This is a genomic window from Alkalibaculum sporogenes, assembly GCF_009362815.1.
Lineage (GTDB): Bacteria > Bacillota > Clostridia > Eubacteriales > Alkalibacteraceae > Alkalibaculum_A > Alkalibaculum_A sporogenes.
In genome coordinates this window covers 45,516-66,535 of sequence record NZ_WHNX01000016.1, presented here as the reverse complement: position 1 = coordinate 66,535, position 21,020 = coordinate 45,516, and the positions used below count along the sequence as shown (strand labels likewise).

Genomic DNA, 21,020 nt, shown 5'->3' with positions numbered 1-21,020 from the left:
ATAAATACCCTCAATAACTTTTGATGCTTTTTATTGATTTTTTCATTACTACTTTAGTTTCTACCCCAGGAACGGAATTTATTGTTACACTATCCATAAAGCTTTCCATTACTGTAAAACCCATTCCTGATCTTTCTAAGTGTGGTTTCGAGGTGTACAATGGCTCTCTAGCTTGTTCAATATTCTCTATACCCATACCATAATCAATTACTTCAACTATGATTTCATTATCAATAATTTCACACAAGATATGTATAATCTCATCATCCTTATTGTAACCGTGGATTATTGAGTTCGTAACCGCTTCAGAAACAGCTGTCTTTATATCAGTTATCTCCTCTATAGTAGGGTCTAACTGAGTAGCAAATGCAGATACTACTACTCTAGCAAAACTTTCATTTTCTGATTTGCTCAGTATCTCTAATTTCATTTTGTTATTCATCACTCCCCCTCCTTATGGCTAGTATTGCGTCATCTAGATCCTTATATTCTTGATAAATATTAAATAATCCTGACATTTTTAATAATCTTCTATTAGAATCTTGAATATTAATCATAACTGGGATACCATTTTTCATTTTTATCTTTTTATACCTCCCCATAAACATACCTACACCTGAGCTATCCATAAAATTCATATGAGATAGATCAAAAATAATATTAATAATACTATTTGAACTGAGTAATTTGTCTATTTGATTTCGAATATCCTCTGAGGAGTGATGATCTAGCTCACCTACAATTTTTACTAATAGTGTATCTTCTATTATTCTCGTCTGTAATTCCATATAAACAGCCTCCTTTAATATATATAAATTCGCTATTAATCTTATATTTCCTTCAAAGAAATATAAGAAGTTTTGTCGAATAGAAAAAAACTCATTATATTAATTAAATTTGATGTAAAAAAGGAACGACGCAGGGTCGTTCCTCTCAATTACATTGTGATTATTTCAGCAGTGTTAATAGACTCTTGTATTAAATGTTCAATATCAATTTTTTGCTCATCTATTAAAATCTTTTCTAATTTTGGTCTAGTTTCTGGATGTTTTGGAACAAAGACAGTACAGCAATCTTCATATGGTAATATTGATGTCTCAAAGGTATCAATTTTTTGTGATATATCTATAATTTCATTCTTATCCATTCCAATTAGTGGTCGATAAACTGGCAACTCTACTGCATTATCTGTGACAATTAAACTTTCCATAGTTTGACTTGCTACTTGTGCAAGGCTTTCCCCTGAAATCAACGCCTTAGCCTCTTCAGCAATTGCAATTCTCTCGGCTATCTTCATCATTATTCTTCTCATAAGTAAAGTGGTATATCTTTCATTGCAAGATAGTAGTAATTCTTGCTGTATATCTGTAAATGACACAATATAAAGCTTAATCGGCCCTGTATAATCTTGCATTATCTCGGTAAGTTTAATGACCTTATCCCGTGCCCTTTCACTAGTGTATGGAAAACTGTGAAAATGCACTGCTATTATCTCAACACCACGTTTAGCCATTAGATATCCCGCAACAGGGCTATCTATTCCACCTGATAACATTAATACTCCCTTACCACTGCAACCTACAGGTAACCCACCTAATCCTTGTAAAATAGAGCTGTACATATAAGTCTTTTCTCTTACTTCAATGTATAGCTTAACCTCTGGTTTCTTAACATCTACTTTTAAATACTGATTATTATCTAATAGATGACCACCAACCTCATTGTTAATTTCCATAGATGTTAGTGAGAAACCCTTATTTGCTCTTCGTGCTTCAACTTTAAAAGTAGTATCTTCATTTATACATTCCATCATATTTACAGCAACACGTTTTATTTGTTCAAAGTCATTAGGAAAGGCCTTTGCTTCACTTATTGATACTATCCCAAACACTTTTCTAAGCAAATCCAAAGCTCTATCAAAATCTTCAAGTGCAACTCGAATAATAAATCTACCTTGTATCTTTTCTAATTTAACGCCATTTAATCCTTTTAGAGATGCCTTTATATTTTTTAAAAGCATATCTATAAAAAAAGATTTATTCAAACCTTTTAAGGCAATTTCCCCATATCTCACTAAAATAACTTTTTCCATAATAAAAAATTACCTCCTAATATACTTTCTTAGACTACCTACAGCTTCTTTTATAACCATTATAGTATATTCTACTTCACTCGCATTGTTATATTTTGAAAAACTAATACGTAAAGAACCCTCAATACTATCTTGTGATAAGTTCATACTTTTTAATACATGGCTACCAGATTTTTTCTTTGATGAGCATGCTGAACCAGAAGAAATAAATATATCTTTATTTTCGAGTAAATGCAATAAAATCTCACTTTTTATGTCTTTTATTGATACACTCAAAATATGTGGTGCAAAGTTGTCATCGTCCTTGCTATTAAATTCAATATCTTCTATTTGTTGGCACATTAATTCCATAGTATAGGATTTTAATTTCTTTATATGATCTGTAACCACTTCGAAGTCTTTAGAAATTATTTCAGCTGCCATACCCATACCAACTATAGCAGGCACATTTTCAGTACCTGATCGAAGACCTCTTTCTTGCCCACCTCCAAATGTGTGAGTTTTAAGATTTAATTCTTTATTTACGTATATTCCTCCACTGCCCTTAGGCCCATGAAATTTATGACCACTAAAAGTCAATATATCTATTCCATCTAAAATTGGTTTTAAGGGAACTTTCCCTAATGCTTGTACACAATCAGAATGGATAATACATTGTGGAGATTTCTTTTTAACAATCTCCCCTATTCTCTTTAAATTCTGAATACAACCAATTTCGTTGTTAACTTTCATTATACTAACAACAATTGTTTCTTCACTCAATACTTCTTCTAATTGATTCGTATTTATAAATCCACTTCTATCTACATCTAAGTAGCATACCTCATAGCCACAGGTACTAAAATGTCTAAATACCTCTAATACAGAAGGATGTTCTATTTTAGTTGTTATAAGTTTGTTGCCTAATCTTTTATTTTTGCTTATTGCACTTGATATAGCTAGGTTATTTCCTTCTGTTCCACCAGATAGAAAATATATCGTCTTATTGTCTACACCAAGTAGTGATGCTAATTGAATTCTAGCTGTATCTAATGCTTTCTCAGCAGCTAAACCCATACGATGAAGAGACGAAGGATTTCCATAGTTTATACTATGGTATAAATTCATTATATTAATTACATCTTCGTCTACACGTGTAGTTGCACTATTATCTAAATAAATCAATATTTAATACTCCTTACTTCATTCTCTATTTAACATATCAATTATATATATATCCCCATTAGAATTGAAATAAATATCATTATCTTGAACAAAAATAGTTGATGGTATTCCTGAGGTTATAGATCCAATAGTATCAACTACTCCCTTATTATTCCTATATTTTATTTCTAATTTGTTTGGAAATTTTATATCATATTCAATTGGTTCCTCAAGCCAAATATATTCAGTTTCCCTATCTAGTATTTTAATTACTGTAGTATCTGCTATATCTATTCTTGTACTATAGATTCCCCCATTACTTAAATTAACTCTCTTAATACTATTTTTTACATTAATCCCATCGTCATCGACAGTAGTTTCTTCAATCTTTATAAGTAATTTGTCTTCATCGTATATATCGAGTAGATATGTTTGATCTTGCGGCGACATATTAGTAATATTTTTTACAGCCCCGGTATTAGTATCTAATCTTATAAGATCTGTAGTCTTGATTAATTCTTCATCATTAACATCTATCTTATCTTTTTTAATTTGTGCAGTTGCATATAATCTATTATTTCTAAAATAGATTAGTTTGGTTATTATGAAGTCGTCGTTTTCGGTTATATTTAGTTCCTTAACATTTCCTTCCAAATCAACTATTTTATTCTGAAACTCATCATCTTTTATAGTTTGAATTAAAATACTTTTACTATCACTCGAAATAATAAAATTTCTTGTTATTTCATCATTTAGAGAATAGACTAATATACTATCATTACCATTGATACTTGACACATATATACCATCTTCTTTTTCATATGATATTATTGATTTATCAATAGATACTGTAGCATTCCATGCCTCTTCTGCTATTATATTTTCATCTTGATTTTTTGTATTATATACAACTAAGTTGTTATTATCTTTACTTATTAAGATATTTTTGTTATTTAGTATTTCAAGCAATGTACCATCTTGAGTAATCCTATGTATATTATAATCTTCATTGTTTTCAAGTTCTACACTCTCAAAAATGGTATTATAATCCTCAATCTGCTCGTTTTCAATTATATCATCAGTTTTATTTTCAATTTCTTCATTAAAACAACTAGACAATAACATTATTCCACTAATTATAACTATCAAGTAGATTTTTTTTATTTTCACTACCTACCACCTATACCTTTATCAATTACTTTCTTCTTTTCTTACTTTTTTTTCTTATATCTTCCTGGTTTATATTTTTTTTATATTGAGCATAACTTCCTTTATGACCTGCTTTTTTCATTCTCTTATTAATTATATGGTTTGATTCAATTACAATCTTAGCCATTACCCAAAAAGCAAAAAGCGTAAACACTAATAATAACAACAATCCAACTATCCTTATCATATAACCTTACTTATCTATATCTAGAAATATTCTACTTCCAGTAGAACTTCTTTGTCCTTGATATTTTCCGCTATATGGGTTTGACGCTTCTTGATCCATAGAAGCAAAAACTAATTGGCATATTCTACGACCTGCTTCGAGCTTAATAGGTAATCTATTGGCATTAAATAGTTCAAGTGTTATTTCTCCCTCAAATCCAGGATCAACCCAACCTGCATTTTGAATGAATAAACCCATTCTACCAATTGAACTTCTACCTTCAACAAAAGCTGTCAGATTTTTGGGAAGTTTAATATATTCTTTTGTAGTAGCTAATAAAAATGAATTTGGCGGTATAATAACCTCATTACATTCAAATGAAATGTATTTTATCTCATCAGTCATAGTCATAGCTTCTATTTTATTTTCGTCGAGCTTTAAAAAATGGTTTCCTAATCTTATATCCACTGATGCTGGTTGTATTTGTTCTTGGTCTATAGGGTCTATTTGTAACTCACCATTGTTTAAAAGTTCTATTATTGTCTTGTCCGATAAAATCACGATTTATGCACCCCGTTTTAGTTTAAGTTCTTAGGTGTTCTTTGTTATAAAATATTTATAAGTTTGTTCTATATGGTGTTTAATCATTACATAGAATTTTCATTACTAATTATACACTAATTTAAATAAAAAATCATTAGTAGCAATAACGAATCACACGGTATTGCACGAAAAGTTATTTAAAGCAGCAGGGCATTAAGTTGCAAACTATATAAGCGTAGCGACTTTCAAAAATTTAGTTTATCTTCGAGTTCTTTTCATACATACTCTTACTCTGATAATTTGAGACAAAATTCTATTCCATTACTTAAGTGTAACTATGGTAGCACCAATTCCACCCTCATGGAATCCACCTAATCTAAATTCACTCACATGTTTATTTTTCTTTAAAAGGATTTGAATTGCTTGACGCAATACGCCAGTACCCTTTCCATGGATGATAGTAATCTGAGCTAAATTTGATAAATAAGCATCGTCAATAAATTTCTCTACATCCATTATTACTTCCTCTGAGTTCATTCCTCTTACATCGATACTAGTTTGTATATTCTTCGACTTGCTCTGTACACCACTTCTACTATAATTTTTCTTAGCAACTTCTTGTTCATCTACATGTACTATATCTCTTATATTTACTTTAGATTTCATAATACCTAATTCAACTAGAGCAGAATTATCAGCATTTACCTTTATAATATAACCCTTTTGATTCAAGGATGTTACTAAAACTCTATCACCTGGTTTAAATGGTTTTGAAGATTTATTGTGTTGTGGAGTTTCTTTGCTAATTTCTACAATTAATTTATTTTCTTTTTCTTTTAGATCTCTTTTTAATTCTTCTAATTCTCCAGTATAACTATTTTTTGCCCTTGTTTTTATTTGATTCATTTCTTTAATAATCTGCAACGCTTGTTCATTTGCATCTTCTAAAATTTTTAAGGCATTTTGTTTAGCAATTAGTTCAACGTTTTTTTGTTTTTCAATGATTCTTTGTTTCTCGACCTCTAATTCTTGTAAGAAACTCTCCGATTTTTCCCGATTTTTAATAGCTTCATAATAATTTTGCTCTGTTTCTTTGTTTCTTTTTTCAATATCGTGTAAAATATCTTCAAATTTTATATTTTCGTTACTTAAGTATTTCTTAGAATTTTCAATAATTTCATAATTTAATCCTAAACTTTTAGATATTTCAAAGGCATTACTTTTACCTGGTATACCTATTAAGAGCTTATAAGTAGGACTAAGTGTTTCAACATTAAATTCCACACTAGCATTTTCAACATTGTCTTGAGTAATTGCATATTGTTTTAACTCGCTGTAATGAGTTGTCACTATTGTACTTACATCACCTGAATGTAGGTAATCTAGTATTGCCATTGCTAGCGCTGCACCCTCTGTAGGATCAGTACCTGCTCCTAATTCATCTAACAATACTAATGTTTTATCAACTTTATGCTTTACTATATCGACAATATTAGTCATATGGGAAGAAAATGTAGATAAGCTTTGCTCTATACTCTGCTCATCTCCAATATCTGCAAAAATATTTTCATATATACATATACTACTTTGATCATTTACTGGGATAAATAATCCAGTTTGTACCATAAGGCACATCAGTCCAACAGTTTTCAAGACAACGGTTTTACCACCTGTATTTGGACCTGTAATTACCAATGTATTAAATTTTTCACCTAAGTAAATATCTGAAGCTACAACACTTTCTGCGTCAATAAGTGGATGTCTTGCTTTTATTAAATTAAAATACAAGGCATCATTTAGTTTAGGACATACTGCATTAATATTTAGAGCATATTTTCCCTTAGCAAATATTACATCTAATTGAATAAGTGTCTCATAATTATATGATAACTCATCATAATAAGAGGCTACTTGTAAAGTAAAATCACGTAGTATACGTTCTACTTCAGCTATTTCTTGTAATTTTAGTTTCTTTAAATCGTTGTTCATTTCTACTACTGCCATTGGTTCGATAAATAGCGTCGCTCCTGTAGATGATTGATCATGAACAATACCTGCAACATTACTTCTATACTCTAATTTTATTGGTAATACATAACGATCTTGCCTAATTGTAATAATTTGATCTTGCAAGTATTTTTGATAAGTAGGTGAAGTAAGCATAGAACTTAGTTTTTCTTTGATATTTTGATTTTTTCTATTAATTTGTCTTCTAACAGAAAACAACTCATCACTAGCGTTATCTGCTAACTCTTCCTCTGATAATATACATCTTGAAATTTCTTTTTCTAAATCGGATATCTCCTCTAATGAACTTACAAGAGTGTCAATTATATTAAATTTTTCCATTGTGTTAATTTCTTCACAATACTTTCTTACACTTTTAATAACTCGCAAAGTTGCACCAATTTGCATTAAGTCTTTTAAACTTAATATAGAATTTATCTTTGCTTTTTTCAAAATATAACTAAGCTCATAAAATCCTTCTAAAGGGATCGTACCATTACTTAAAAGCATCCTTACTGCTTCGTCAGTTTCTTTAAGAAGGATCTCTATTCTAGCCCTTGATGAAATAGGCTTTAAACTTTCAATACTCTCAGATCCTTTTTCAGATACAGCAAACTCTTTAAGATTTTTAATTACTTTATTATATTCTAGTACTCTTAATGTCTTACCGTTCATTAAATTACCCCTTTACACATCTAGATTATAGCTGCGCTTTAAATACTGCCCTATTACAAGAAAGCGTCTCCAACGAACTTCAAGTAAAATAGGAAATTTTAAATCTGAGCGAGCTAGTCAAACTTTCCTATCTTAAAAGGAAAGCTAAAGTACTCCTCGTTTATAATGACCTTTGGTTATATTTGAATTTTTAGTAGTTAATCCTTCATAATTTTTATAGTTAGCTCTTAGCCTGTCACTATAGCCCTCTATAGTATATAGTACTTCATCCACTTCTTCGGTAGTTATATCAATTCTATACTTACTAACATTCTCTATTTTATCAATCTCATCGTATAAACTAAGTTTCTTACCGTTATATATATGAGTTCTATTCATGAAATCTGTATAGACTGGGAACTGAAATTCTAATTTATCTTTTAAATAACCAATTTTCCCTGGTTCCTTTAACAAACTATATTCAGTAACCATCAATTCAGTATTTCCATGAACACAAAGTCCTATATCTATATTTCTATTTTTTACAATAATATTTATCTCATTTTGATTTAATTCTAATGGCAAATAAGCAGACTCAAAACCTAACTCCTCTAATTGTAATAGTGCGAATCTATTAAAAGCATTAAACTTGTAGTCAGATTCAAGCCTTAAACCTGTTTTCCTAAAGATAGATAATATTTCGTAATTACCTATTAAAACTCCATTAGGTTCTATACATTTAATCTGTTTAATATATTTTAATAAATTTTCAATATATTTATTTCTAGTAACACTAGGGAATGATAACATTATACTTTTATTATGTTTTTTGCAAATTTCTACTGCTTTTGCATACAAAATTATGTCAAATTCAATATCTCCTCCAAAGATAATTTCATCTGCATTAGAACCTGCTATATATGGCAACAAATCAATTCTGGAGGTGTTAACTACCAATTTATTCTTTAACACACTTTTGATAATAGGCTTTATTTCTAGTGCTTGTGATATATTTTTTACTTCGATAATTGGTCGATCAACTTTAATTATCTTATCAGTTATTTTTTCAATTAATGCTCTTCTTACTTCATTTAGTTCTGAAATTGAGACGATAGCATTTTCATCAAGCTCAACTGAAATTTCTGACAGTTTAAAAGGTGTATTTCCAAGCTTGGAAAACTGATCTTGAATTCTTTTAATTTCCAAAGGTTTGTTCTTTGCCTTTTCAACTATCTTAGTACCACTAAACTCGAATCTATTTTCTTTCCATTGTGCTTGAGCCTTGATGACTTCGCCTATTCTTAAAGATACATTCATTTTAATAGGGATAATTCTAGGAAATTCTTTGTTCAGTAATTCTTTTAGATTACTAGTAATTGTACTATCTGATGTCTTATATACTTTATCTCCATTATGAACACTTTTTCTTAAAGAAACAATAACCTTTTCGCCAGTAGATCCATGTTCTATTTCTTTACCATATTCATCATATAATTCGTTTAAAGTTTCTCCATATTCAGTATTTTTACCCAAAACTAATAATCCATCACCTAAAGTAATATGGTTAGTTAGTTTAATACACGACATATTTCCCTTTATACTTATTACTTCACCTACTAATACTCCCCTTTTTCTAGGATTATCTTTAATTATTAATTCTTCTTGTGTAAGTTTCTCTGTAAATAAGTATCCACTAGTAAATTTTCTATTAAAGACCTGTTCAACATCCAGCAACTCTCTAGCTGATAAACTTACCTTATCACCAATATAACTAGCATCGATCAGTTTCCTGTATGCAGAAACTACAGTGTATACATACTCAGCACTTTTCTTACGACCTTCTATTTTTAAAGAATGTGCACCTGTATTAATTAAACTTGATACTCTATCTAAAGTATTTAAATCTTTAGGACTTAACAAATGTCCTTTGTCAATTTGATTGTTTTCACTCCATAGTTCATAAGTTTTTCTACAAGGTTGTGCACAACATCCTCGATTACCACTTCTTCCACCTATCATAGAGCTCATTAAACATTGTCCAGAATAACATAAACACATAGCACCATGATTAAATATCTTAATTTCCTTATTTGTATGATCTACGATATATTTAACTTCGTTTGCAGTCAATTCTCTAGCCAATACTATTCTTTCAAATCCTAATTCTTCTAATAATTTAACACCATACAGGCTATGCACAAACATCTGTGTACTACTATGAATAGGAAGTTCTTTGAAGATTTTGTTTAAAAGAAAGAATAAGCCTAAATCTTGTATAATTAGTGCATCTACGCCAATATCATATAAAAAGTAAATATAATCTATAACTTGTTTAATTTCCTTGTCTTTTAATAGAATATTAATAGTAATATATATGTTTACTTCAAATATATGACAGTACTTTACTGCTTCAATTAATTCCTCTCTTGAAAAATTGTCTGCATTCATTCTGGCATTAAATTCCTTGCCACCAAGGTACACAGCATCTGCACCTGCAAAAACAGCTGCTTTTAAAGCTTCCATATGGCCTACAGGGGCCAATAATTCTGGTATTTTCAATTTATCTACACCTAACGTAATTTTTATTTTTTTCTTCTCTTTCTTTTAACTCTATATATTCGAATAATTAAACATAATAAAACAAAACACAATAATAGAAATTGCCAATGATAAAATAAATCTAAAAAACTTATTTTTTCAATAGAATTAGCTGTATATATTTCACTCTTAGCTATTATTTTATCATCTAAAGAATATGTGACCTGTCCAACTTTTTCATTTTCCTTAATATTTCTCTTTAGCTTATAAATCCTATCTTCAACTTCATAGAATATTTCCTCATCATAACTAACTATCTGTTCAATATTATTTTTATCCTCAGCGTATAATAAGTAAGGTATATCTTTCTTTGTAATAATTGATATACTATTGTGTTCTATATCCCTGGGATTTGATATTTTAAAACTATCTATTTCTTTATTATTTTCAATAATATTTATATATGAATAGGTTTCAGTAGCAAAATTCATTAAATCAATACTTTCTTGCCATATATCATCATATGTACTATGATATATTAATCCTAAAAGTTCCATTTTATTTTTGTTTGCAGAAAAAATAATACATCTACCTGCTGGATTTGTAAATCCTGTCTTTATTCCATTTACTTGTTGGCTGTAATATTGATTTTTTCCTTGCCTACTTATATAAGGAACATCATCCCAATTTTTATGTAATAATACATTTGTATTGACCCATAAATAGTTTGACGTTTTCGTTACTAGTGGATACTTAACTGTACTAACAATTTCTTTTATTTCTTCGTGTTTTAATAACTCTCTAGTAATTATAAGCATATCTGAAGGAGTACTGTATTGATTTTCATCATGTAGTCCGTGAGGATTAACAAAGTTTGTGTCCTTTGTCTCTAGACTATAGGCTCGTTCGTTCATCATACTTACAAAATAATCTATTGAATCTACCGTATTATTAACATTTCCAATTTTTTGACCTACATTAGTAGCAAGGGTATTTGCAATGTCATTTCCAGATGCAATTAACAATCCATACAGTAATTCTTTGACGGTTAATACTTCTCCTTGCTTTATTCCAGCCTTACTACTATCTGCAGATATTAGCGTCACTTCATTGCCAACAGTTATTTTATCATCTAAATTCATGTTTTCAATTACTAATAAGGCAGTCATAATCTTTGTAGTACTCGCAGGATAGAATCTAATTTCAGAGTTTTGTTCATATAAAACCGTATCACTCTTTTCTTCAAATAATAGTATTCCTCTATCATCTGCAAAATTCAGATTATTAGCGTAGGCTGTACTATTTAGTAATAACAACATAATAAGTATTATAATTCTAATTTTTTTATTCATTTTATTACCTCAACAATCGTATGGGTCGCTGCCTACAGCGACCCATATCTAAATCATAATGTTTTACATGCTATTCAAATAAATCTATTAGATTTTCAAAGAGATCTTTATCTCCTTTGATTTTTTTATCATTTCCTAGTACGCATAGGTAGTTTTCATCAATACAATCTTTTATAATTTTTGATGAATTCACAATGTCTTCTACATTACAACCTAGCATTTCATCTCTTTCTCTTTGGATATCTTCTTGTGTAATATTTCTTAGATAATTTCCTGTGGCTAAGTTACCCTTGGTCCAGGGAGTCATAGGTACATCAAAGTTACTTATGGTACCGATTATATACTTATTCATTTCTCTCTTTGATGTCTTAAAATTTTCCACGTACTCATATGCTCTATTAATTGTATTTACAGTATTTTTTAAATTTGGATCTCTATAAGAACCAATAAATAATGATCCTGCTCTACCAATACTAAAGAATGCGCCATATGCACCACCTTGAACTCTTACCTTGTTCCATAGGTAGTCAGTACTAATAATTGTCTTTAGAACTTGTAGAACTCCACTATATTTATAATCTAATTTTTGAATATTAAAGGCTTTGCCAACGTATTGTACTTTACTTGAGGTCATTAATCCTTCATTTAACTTATTAAGGTCAAATTTAAAGATATTCTGGTTTATACTGTCATTGTATAAATTATCATATAGAATATTAAATTTTTCATCAAATACTTTATAACCATCCTCTTCACTGGTTAAACTTATAATCATATTTTTCTTGTTAAATAAAAGCTTGCTTGCTTGTTCCATACTAGAGAATATCTCTTCATACTGATTCTCAAAATTTTTCTCTAAATTCTTAATGAAATTGTAATACTCTATACCATTTATATACTCTAAAAATTTAGCTGAATTAGAATAATAAGAGTGTACTCTATTCGCTACAATTTTATGGCCTACACTTAAAAATGTCATCTCTGTTTTAGCCTTAGAGCTTTGGATAATCTCTTTTAGTCTTTGTTTTTCATCGTACTTACTATTGCATAATATTTCTTTAAAGAGTTCAAACATCTTCTCTATATTGCTATTGAGAACTCTACCTTTTACAATAAACTTAGGGCTATAACTTTCTAAGTCCTTTATATCACCGTATACATCAATATCGTAGTCTATTCCACCAGTATTTATCTCAATTTCATTAGTCAACTGTTCAAATGAGTACTTTTCAGTACTAACTTCCCCAAGATATCTAGCCAATAATGCAATATAAGGAATTAACTCTTGTTTTATATTATTAATGCTAAATAACAAATCAGCATATACAATACCATTTGTATTAATATTATGATACAGTACTTCATTTTCCTTATACTTACGTAATTCTAACGGTAAAACTTCACTTTCCTTAACAATATCTTCAATAGGTAACACTGGTATTTTTATAATATCTTCTTCTTTATCTGGTGTGTTTTGATTTTTTATTAAATCTTTTGTCTCTTGTATCAAATTATCTAGATCTTTCTCTTTAAGTGTTTCTTTATAGGATTTTAATTTCTCAGCAATTTCGTCGTCATTTTTATCAACTAATCCCTGTTCCGGTTTTACAATCAACAAACTACAATGATTATTATCAATTAAATACTTTTGAATTATTTTTTCAAAATAGTTGTTTTCTAACTCATCTCTAATATTAGAAATATACTCCTCATATTCTAAATGCATTGTTGGATCTGCATCATATAACCAACTATCCATAATGTTAATTCCATATATAAGACCTTTTGGATATGAACCATAATCTGCCTCTCTTAGTCTAAACTCTGTTATATTAATAGCAGCTTTTATTTGCTCTTGATCAATACCATCCTTTACTAACGATTTTAAAGTATTAATTACAATATCTTTTAGCTGATTTTTTTTACCTTCTTCTGAGTTTTTAATCATAATGCTAATAACTGGTTGGAGGATACCTCCATCAAAAGAACCTACTACATCTTTGCCTAATTGTGCATCTAATAAGGCTTTTTTAAGAGGAGCTGATGGAGAGTTTAACAATATATGTGTAAGTATCTCCATCCCAAGATGAGTCTGTGCATCAGTTGATGTACCTGTAACGAAGTTCATAGTGAGATAAGTTTTTTCCTTTAACGACTCCTTGTTAGAAATTGGGTAAAAGTATTCACACTCTTTAGGCTCATTAAAGCTCTCTTGAATAGGTATGGATGAGTCCATATTTATTTCGTCATAATCTTCTAAATAATTATCATTTAAAAAAGCAAGTTGTTCTAATATATCTCCATCACCATAAAGATAAATATAACTATTTGATGGATGATAGTATTTTTTATGAAAATCAATAAAATCTTCGTAAGTTAAATCTATAATAAATTCAGGATCTCCTCCAGATTCTTTGCCATAAGGAGTATCAGGAAAAAGAGATTCTTGAATTTTTCTATTGACTACTTCCTCTGGATTAGAAAATGCACCCTTCATTTCATTATATACTACACCAACATATTCTATATCATCTTCCTTATTTTCTAAGTGGTAATGCCATCCCTCTTGTAAAAATATACCTTTGTCAGTGTATATTCTTGGGTGGAATACAGCATCTAAGTATACGTCCATTAAGTTTATAAAATCCTTCTCGTTCATGCTGGCAATAGGATACATAGTTTTATCTGGGAATGTCATAGCATTCAAAAATGTATTTAATGAGCCTTTAATCAGTTCTACAAAGGGTTCTTTGATTGGATATTTATCTGATCCACATAATACTGAATGCTCTAAAATATGTGGCAAACCAGTACTATCCTGAGGAGGTGTTCTAAAAGAAATAGAGAATACTTTGTTATTATCGTCATTAGAGATATAAAACAATTTTGCTCCTGTCTTACTGTGTTCAAAGAGAAGAGTAAGTGAATTAATTTCTTTTACTTCCTTAGTTTCAATTAATTTAAATCCATTATAAATCTCACCAATTTTAAAATTCATGTAACCACTCCTTTAATTTTCGGATGTTGCTTAGTATATAGTATAGCTATAACAAATTTACCCCTTATTTCAACTTACTAAGTCTTTCTTTAATCTTCTTTTCATATCCATTTTCTGTTGGTTCATAATACTTTATATTTACCATTTTTTCTGGTAAATAATCCTGTTTTGTATAATTCCCTTCATAACTATGAGGGTACTTGTAACCTTTTCCGTTTCCTAGTTCTTTTGCACCTTTATAATGACTATCTTTTAAATGGATCGGCACATCGCCTAATCGTTTCGTAGTTACATCGTCTAAAGCCTTATCTATAGCTGTATATGAAGCATTACTCTTTGGCGCAGATGCTAAATAGGTGACTGCTTGAGCAAGATTTATTCGAGCTTCTGGTAGACCAATAATTTCTACTGCTTTAAAAGCAGCTACTGCAATAGTTAAAGCTTGTGGATCCGCATTTCCTATATCCTCTGATGCTGAAATAACTAACCTTCTCGCTATAAATTTCGGATCTTCACCTCCTGCTATCATCTTAGCCATCCAGTAGATAGCTCCATCGGGATCTGAACCTCTAATGCTTTTTATAAAAGCAGAAATAGTATCATAATGATTATCACCTTTTTTATCGTAGTATACCGCTTTTTTTTGAATACACTCTTCTATTATTTCTGTAGTAATAAGAATTTTTCCATTTTCATCTTGAGTTGTGGTAAGCACAGCTAATTCAAGGGCATTTAAGGCACTTCTTGCATCACCTTCACTTAATAGTGATAATTGTTCTATTCCACTAGTTGTAATCTCTACTGGTAAACTTCCTAGTCCCCGAGTTTTATCTTTTAGTGCATTTTCTATGATATGTTGAATATCTTTTACTGATAACTTGTTTAATTGAAAAACTCTAGATCTTGAAATTAATGGAGAGTTTACTTCAAAATATGGATTCTCTGTAGTTGCACCTATTAAAACTACAATACCTTCTTCTACTGCAGGTAGTAAAGCATCCTGCTGTGATTTATTAAAACGATGAATCTCATCGATAAAAAGTATAGTTCTCTTATTATACAAGCCTAAATTTTCTCTTGCTTTATCAATTACTTCCCTAATATCTTTGATGCCTGAAGTAACTGCATTGATTTGACTAAATATTGATTTAGTTTTATGTGCAATTATTTTTGCTAAGGTAGTTTTCCCTGTTCCTGGAGGTCCATACAGTATTAACGAAGTAATTTTATCTGCTTGAATTGAACGATAAAGTAATTTGCCTATACCAACTAAATGATCTTGTCCAAAGAACTCCTCTAACGAATGCGGTCTCATTCTTACTGATAGTGGAGCTTCTCTTTTCATAGTATCGTCTATATTTTTATCAAAAAAATTCTGTTGCATTTCATTCACCTCCTTTGAATTTCAAATGAATTTCAAATATTATAATCAATTATTTTTCGAAAGTTGTTTTTACTAATCTATTGTTGATTTTTTATACTTATATCAATTTTAGTTCTTTCTTCTTCACTTAAACCAAAAAAATCATATATATACTTATTAACCTCGCCTTGTATTATATCTACTTTCTCAATATTACCAAATAGTTTCCAATACATAATTTTATCATAATATTCTTTAAATAAAACATTTATATTGAAATCTATATTCGGTATTCTCAATCTCATAATAGTATTCGGATAATATTCATATAGTTTACCACCTAATTTTTTAGCATAACTCTTAAAGTAAAATTCATAAAGTTTACTATTTAACAAACATACTAAAAATTCGTATGTGTAGTTATAAAAAGTATTATCTTCTAATATAAGAGAGTAAATATCAGCACTAAAAAAGAATCCCTCATTATCTAATGCAAATCTATTATTTGCTGCTTTATATGGAAAAATTATTTTTTGCTTTTTAAAGTTTAGCTTATTTCTTCCCCATTGAAGCATATACCAGTTTCTAACTCCATTTTTACATTCTCTTCTATTACTCAAACGTTCTATAAAAGGTTCTAAGTACTCAAATTCATAGGTGAACTCATTAATGTCTTTAATGTCATCTGTGTATAACAAATATTTATTATTACTACGAATACTATATTTATCAACATTAGTATTTTTAATCCACGGTTGAAGTAAACCCTTATTAAACTTATGAATATCTTTGCATTCAAGTACAAACGCCTTATCATGTCCTGTAATAATCCCTTGATAACTATTTGCTATATCATCTAATGTTAATTTCGTATTTTGTCGTATTTTATTTAAAATACTCGTAGATAATTCATCAATAAATATCCATCCATCATCATTCATATTATTTTGCTTAATGATTAAACTACTGTAATTAGAATTCTCATGGAATAGCTCAATATAATCTTTATAATTTATATCTTCACTTAACTTATACACTCGTGTAGAATTGTTATTTTCAGTATTATTTGTTAGATGTAAAATTGCCAAATCTACTTTCGCACCTTTAATAACTCTATTGCCATTAAAGTCAATGATTTTATTAATCTTAGAATTTTCATTTATATATTTTCTTAAGCCCTTGCCACTTAAAGACTCTAAAAAATATCTAGATGTTATATATATTAGTTGCCCATCACTCTTTAGTAGATCTAAACCTAACTTAAAAAAACAAAATGAAATATCAGCTTTATCATAGAAAATTTCCTTATATCTTCTCTTTAATTCTATAAAATAGTCTCGATCTAACAACTTATGCCCTATGTATGGAGGATTACCAATTACATAATCAAAGCGAATATCCTCTAATTTATTAATGTTATTAATTAATGCATCTTCGTTAATTATATTTAAAACTGGGATAAAAATTGGATGTTTCAGAGTTAATACCAGCCTAGCAATTAAAGAAGCCAAGCGATCTTTTTCAATACCATACAATTGACACTCAATAATTTTCCTATGGTAATAAAATCTATCTTTGGAACTTAAATCTCCTTGATTTTCGATTATAGAATCATAAATTTCACTTAGAAAAAAGCCACAACCAGAGGCTGGATCAATAACTGTAAATTTTTTTCCCTTATCTATATCTAGTAAATCTATCATGTGGTCAATAATTTCTTTTGGCGTATAAAATAACCCTTTTTTCTTTTTTATTGTTAATGTATTTAGATATTCATATACAAACCCAATAATATTACTATTTAAACCTTTAAGTGATGAACCACATTCTATATAATCTAATATAACTTTCCACGAATACTCACAAAGCTCAGAGTTTTCTTCCTGGTAATAATCAATTTCCTCACCATACCAACTTTTTATTATCCTATTAATAGTAAAATATTCTTTTATCTCTTTATTAATACATTTTATATACTCATTATCTATAAGGAACTTTAATAATACAATTTTTATAATACATATTATTCCATAAGTTTCTTCTGTGATTAGATTAAGTTTTTTATGTAAATCACTAACTTCTTTAAATATACTCTTCAAATCTTTCCTCCAATAATTCATTAGTAGTTAAACTAATTAATTATAACTAATCATATAGATTACTTGTGTAAAAATCAACTATATAACTCTAGTCTTTTAATTCATAATTGTTTACCACAAAAAAGTTTCTTAGCCATAACCACAAGAAACACGCTTTGCGAGTTTCTCGCGGTTACGCGGTAGTCGCCAAATGTCTGCAAGCAGCCACTTGGCTCATTACTTCGCGATAATAAAAAAGCACATATTAAATATTACAAATATGTACTTCTATAGTTAATATTAAAATGTAGTGTTACTAATCTTATCCAGATCACTTTTGCTCTTACTTTAATGCTTAAGCGCATATCGATCATTAAAGCTCAATAATAACATAACTTTCATCTCACTTAGATCCTTCTAATTCCATGATAGATTTTTCTAAAGAACCAGCACTACTATTATGACATCGTATAACAGGTATCCCTTTTCTTTTAGCTTCCTTTACTGCTATTCCTACCATCTTATGAGAAACAGTGCTAGTAAATAATACTATTCCATCTGGACTACCTATGTTCTTTTCAAACTTGGGAGGCATCTGTGTATATACTTTCATTTTATGTCCTCTCTTTGACCCAACACCTTTATATGTATCGTGCAACCTGTCGTGACCACCAACTAATATAATACTCATATAAACCGTCCTTTCGTAATGATAATGATAATCATTATCATTTGCTTTATATGTATTGTACAACTTATATTAGATCGTGTCAAGGTAAATTCCAAATTTATTCAAAAAAGATATAAGGAACGAAATCATAACAATCTATGAATTTCGTTCCCTATATCATATTATTATTTGCCATCTAACCACATCCTTCCTTAATTAAATGTATTTCAAGGTTTGGTCAATTAATGAGCTATTGCATTTTTAAAATTATCTGTAAAACAATCATTTGCTTCCTATTTCTTTTTCTATGATTTTTTTGCTTACTGTCTTGTTAGATTTAATAATCTCTCAAAGTCTTGCTCTTTAATTTCCATTACCTTGTTATTACTATTATACCCCCATCTACTCAAAGTCAAACATAATACAAGAACCACCTCTACAAAGATAAATCTCTATAGAGGTGGTTTTCTAACTTGAAGAGCGTATTCCACTCTTTAATTATTATTATAGTGTTCAATAAACCTTTATTAAGGCCACGTTACCTCTGAACCGTCTTCTATAGCCTTTTGAGTATTTACTTTACTAGGGCTTGCTGTAAGTACTCCATCTGCTACAGTGTATGTACCCGGTGAAGTTGGCATTTCAATATAATCAACTAGTGCTGCATTATTAGCTGGTTTTTTACCCTCTTCTGCTTCATAAAGTACCATAGCACTTTCTATACTTCGTATATTGGCAATATGAGTACTCAACTTGCTTTTTTCAAGTGATCCAGTAACTCTTGGTACAGCTATAGCTGCCAATATTCCTAATATTGCAATTACAACAATTAATTCAACAAGAGTAAAGCCTTTTTCATTCTTCTTAATCAACTTACTTCTTAACTTAAGCATAATTCCATCCCCTTTTTCTACAATAACTACATCAATTATACATAAGTCTACAGTAAATATCAATTAATTATAATAGGTAAAATATAAATACTACCCTATTACATTATATAAGTCAAATATAGGTAAAACCATTGCTATTACTATAAATCCGACAATACCTCCTAATACTACAATAATTAAGGGTTCTATTAATGTAGTTAACTGACCTATTGTAGTCTCTACTTCGGACTCGTAGAAATCAGCTACTTTTTGCAATACGAAATCTAAAGTCCCTGAATTCTCCCCTACGTCTACCATTTGGTAAACTAAAGGTGGAAAACTTCCAGTAGCCTCCATAGTTTTCCCAAATCCAAAACCTTTTCTTACCCCATCACGGACTTGTACCAAACTTTTTTTAATATGTTCATTACCTACCACTCTCTCCACTATTTCTACTGCCTGTAGAATATCCACACCGCTAGATAGGAGTACTGAAATAGTACTAGCAAATCTCTCCATAATAATTTTATTATTCAATTGACCAAATATGGGCATCTTAAGGAGAAATTTGTGGTACGTAAGTTTTCCAGAAGATGTCTTTATATACTTGTTTAATGAATAATAGCTAATGGAAATGACAAGTAAGTATATTAACCAATGGTTTTTAATGCTATCACTGATAGTCATTAATAATTTAGTTGCCCCAGGCAGCTCAGCTCCAAAGGAATCAAACATTTTTACAAACGTAGGCATAACAAAGGTTAGCAATAGTACTACTACTACCACAGATACTATGGACACAACTATAGGGTAAGTAAGAGCACCCTTCACTTTTTGATGTAATTTATATTCTTTTTCAAAGTGCTTTGCCATGTCATCCATTACATTATCTAAATTACCACTCACTTCGCCAGTCTCAACCATATTGATGAGTAAGAATGGAAAAACTTTAGGCTCCATTGCCATAGATGCAGATAAAGAGTTGCCTTTTAGTATCTCATCATATACCATATTTAGGGTCTGTGATAATTTCTTGCTCGAGGATTGTTTACGCAGTATACTTATACTATCTACAACTGTAATCCCTGAACGAAGAGTTGTAGCAAACTGTCTACAAAACAAGGCAAGATCCCTGACTTTCACTTTTAATACAATATCTAGATTTACATCAAAATTCCACGAAGCTTTTTGTTCATCTATTTTAAGAGGGAAAAATTGTTTGCCGCGTATAAAGTTTAATACTTCTTCCCTAGACTCTGCACTATGAGTTCCTTTTATAGTCTTACCGTTCTTATCTTTAGCTATATATTCATATGTGATCAAAGTCATTCCACC

The 21,020-nt window shown here is 29.6% G+C and carries 16 protein-coding genes; all 16 read right to left on the bottom strand.

Annotation, left to right across the window (positions count from 1 at the left end; all coding sequences use genetic code 11):
* Positions 1-10: 10 nt before the first annotated feature.
* On the bottom strand, positions 11-442 hold the full coding sequence (gene spoIIAB / locus GC105_RS11075) for an anti-sigma F factor (protein WP_152804734.1): 432 nt from the start codon (positions 440-442) through the stop codon (positions 11-13).
* Complete coding sequence (locus GC105_RS11070) at positions 435-788, bottom strand: STAS domain-containing protein (RefSeq protein WP_152804732.1); 354 nt, start codon at positions 786-788, stop codon at positions 435-437. Before GC105_RS11070 ends, spoIIAB begins: the two co-directional genes overlap by 8 nt.
* 149 nt (positions 789-937) lie before the next feature.
* A complete protein-coding gene (gene thiI / locus GC105_RS11065) occupies positions 938-2,092 on the bottom strand; it encodes a tRNA uracil 4-sulfurtransferase ThiI (protein ID WP_152804729.1) in 1,155 nt (384 codons plus the stop codon).
* Positions 2,093-2,101: 9 nt separating this feature from the next.
* Positions 2,102-3,256: a cysteine desulfurase family protein gene (locus tag GC105_RS11060; protein ID WP_152804727.1), complete on the bottom strand. Its 1,155-nt coding sequence runs from the start codon at positions 3,254-3,256 to the stop codon at positions 2,102-2,104.
* Between the two features lie 18 nt (positions 3,257-3,274).
* A complete protein-coding gene (locus GC105_RS11055) occupies positions 3,275-4,405 on the bottom strand; it encodes a hypothetical protein (RefSeq protein WP_152804725.1) in 1,131 nt (376 codons plus the stop codon).
* A 25-nt stretch (positions 4,406-4,430) separates the two neighbouring features.
* Positions 4,431-4,631 carry a hypothetical protein gene (locus tag GC105_RS11050; RefSeq protein ID WP_193708389.1) on the bottom strand — a complete coding sequence of 67 codons (201 nt, stop codon included), beginning with the start codon at positions 4,629-4,631 and terminating at the stop codon, positions 4,431-4,433.
* A 6-nt stretch (positions 4,632-4,637) separates the two neighbouring features.
* Positions 4,638-5,171, bottom strand: coding sequence for a dCTP deaminase (dcd, locus tag GC105_RS11045; protein ID WP_343030018.1), 534 nt, complete (start codon positions 5,169-5,171; stop codon positions 4,638-4,640).
* Positions 5,172-5,474: 303 nt separating this feature from the next.
* Positions 5,475-7,835 (bottom strand): endonuclease MutS2, encoded by a 2,361-nt coding sequence (locus tag GC105_RS11040; protein ID WP_152804721.1) that lies wholly within the window; start codon positions 7,833-7,835, stop codon positions 5,475-5,477.
* A gap of 144 nt (positions 7,836-7,979) precedes the next feature.
* Positions 7,980-10,373, bottom strand: a complete 2,394-nt coding sequence (locus GC105_RS11035) for a U32 family peptidase (protein WP_152804719.1) — start codon at positions 10,371-10,373, stop codon at positions 7,980-7,982.
* A gap of 23 nt (positions 10,374-10,396) precedes the next feature.
* Positions 10,397-11,704 carry a D-alanyl-D-alanine carboxypeptidase family protein gene (locus tag GC105_RS11030; protein WP_152804717.1) on the bottom strand — a complete coding sequence of 436 codons (1,308 nt, stop codon included), beginning with the start codon at positions 11,702-11,704 and terminating at the stop codon, positions 10,397-10,399.
* 70 nt (positions 11,705-11,774) lie between these two features.
* Positions 11,775-14,702 (bottom strand): insulinase family protein, encoded by a 2,928-nt coding sequence (locus GC105_RS11025; RefSeq protein WP_152804715.1) that lies wholly within the window; start codon positions 14,700-14,702, stop codon positions 11,775-11,777.
* 64 nt (positions 14,703-14,766) lie between these two features.
* Positions 14,767-16,086: a replication-associated recombination protein A gene (locus GC105_RS11020; RefSeq protein WP_152804713.1), complete on the bottom strand. Its 1,320-nt coding sequence runs from the start codon at positions 16,084-16,086 to the stop codon at positions 14,767-14,769.
* A 77-nt stretch (positions 16,087-16,163) separates the two neighbouring features.
* Positions 16,164-18,164 carry an Eco57I restriction-modification methylase domain-containing protein gene (locus tag GC105_RS11015; protein ID WP_193708388.1) on the bottom strand — a complete coding sequence of 667 codons (2,001 nt, stop codon included), beginning with the start codon at positions 18,162-18,164 and terminating at the stop codon, positions 16,164-16,166.
* A gap of 382 nt (positions 18,165-18,546) precedes the next feature.
* A complete protein-coding gene (locus GC105_RS11010; protein WP_152804709.1) occupies positions 18,547-18,834 on the bottom strand; it encodes a DUF2325 domain-containing protein in 288 nt (95 codons plus the stop codon).
* Positions 18,835-19,340: 506 nt separating this feature from the next.
* Positions 19,341-19,706, bottom strand: coding sequence for a type II secretion system protein (locus GC105_RS11005; RefSeq protein WP_152804707.1), 366 nt, complete (start codon positions 19,704-19,706; stop codon positions 19,341-19,343).
* A 90-nt stretch (positions 19,707-19,796) separates the two neighbouring features.
* Positions 19,797-21,008 (bottom strand): type II secretion system F family protein, encoded by a 1,212-nt coding sequence (locus tag GC105_RS11000; RefSeq protein ID WP_193708387.1) that lies wholly within the window; start codon positions 21,006-21,008, stop codon positions 19,797-19,799.
* Between the last annotated feature and the right edge of the window lie 12 nt (positions 21,009-21,020).